Raw genomic sequence first — 868 nt, forward strand, 5'->3', positions numbered from 1 at the left:
TGAGTGCGTTGACAGCTTTATGACCAACAGCGTAAAGGAGGCTGTATGACTAATAACAGCGACAGAAACAGCAAATATATTTCACCTCAAGTACAGCGCGTATTGAAAGTTATTGAACTCATGGCAGGCCATGAGGTCGAGGGCGTTGAATCAGGCAAACTCGCCGCTGAACTTGAATGTTTAGCCTCTGATATGACTCGTGTGCTGATTAACTTAGAGCAAGCGGGCTGGGCTGAGCGTTTAAGCACAAACCAAAACCGTTGGCGCTTGCATAAAAAACCAGTGCAAATCAGCAATACCGTTGCACATTCGTTTACGACGGCACTGAGTGCATTGCAAATTGAGCGTAATAACTATGGGTTAATAAGGTGATGTTATGAGTGATTCAAGCGTAACAGACATGATTGATTTGAAAGTGCAGCAGCAACAAGATCTCGCTTCTAAGCAAGATGCACTAATGCAGTTGGGTCAAATTCAAGCATTTAACTTTATAGGAAAACTGGTAACGGTTAGCGAAATAAAAATTTTGCAACAAGTTAAGGAATCTAAATCTTTCAAGGGGTTAACTTATAAAGGTGACACTGGGGAAGTGCTAACAGTTAGCACTTGGGACGAGTGCTGCCAGAATTTACTTGGTATGAGTCGTCAAAGTGTCGATAACCGACTGTTAAACCTTCAAAAATTTGGCGATGAGTTCTTTGAAGCAGCACAAAAGATGAGGCTCGGCTATCGAGACTTACGGGCTTTGCGACAATTGCCAGATGATGAACAGCAACTCGTTATTGAGTCTGAAGCTGTTGAAACAGGTGATAAAGAAGCAGTTAAGGAGCTGATCGACGAACTAAAAGCAAAGCACAAAAAAGACAAT

General features: G+C 42.3%; 1 protein-coding gene and 1 pseudogene. Both read left to right on the plus strand.

Translation table 11 applies throughout. The annotated features are described in order from the left end of the window. Positions 1–45: 45 nt before the first annotated feature. A complete protein-coding gene (locus J8L97_RS23040) occupies positions 46–372 on the plus strand; it encodes a hypothetical protein (RefSeq protein ID WP_211053054.1) in 327 nt (108 codons plus the stop codon). 4 nt (positions 373–376) lie between these two features. Beyond that, positions 377–868, plus strand: a pseudogene (locus J8L97_RS23045) (hypothetical protein); the annotation flags it as partial.

Origin of the sequence: Pseudoalteromonas sp. MMG012 (genome assembly GCF_018100875.1) — a bacterium.
In the GTDB taxonomy this organism is placed as follows: domain Bacteria; phylum Pseudomonadota; class Gammaproteobacteria; order Enterobacterales; family Alteromonadaceae; genus Pseudoalteromonas; species Pseudoalteromonas aurantia.

Bases quoted from the DNA above. Each gene is read 5' to 3' on its own strand.
- J8L97_RS23040 (WP_211053054.1), top strand. From the start codon at position 46: ATGACTAATAACAGCGACAGAAACAGCAAATATATTTCACCTCAAGTA.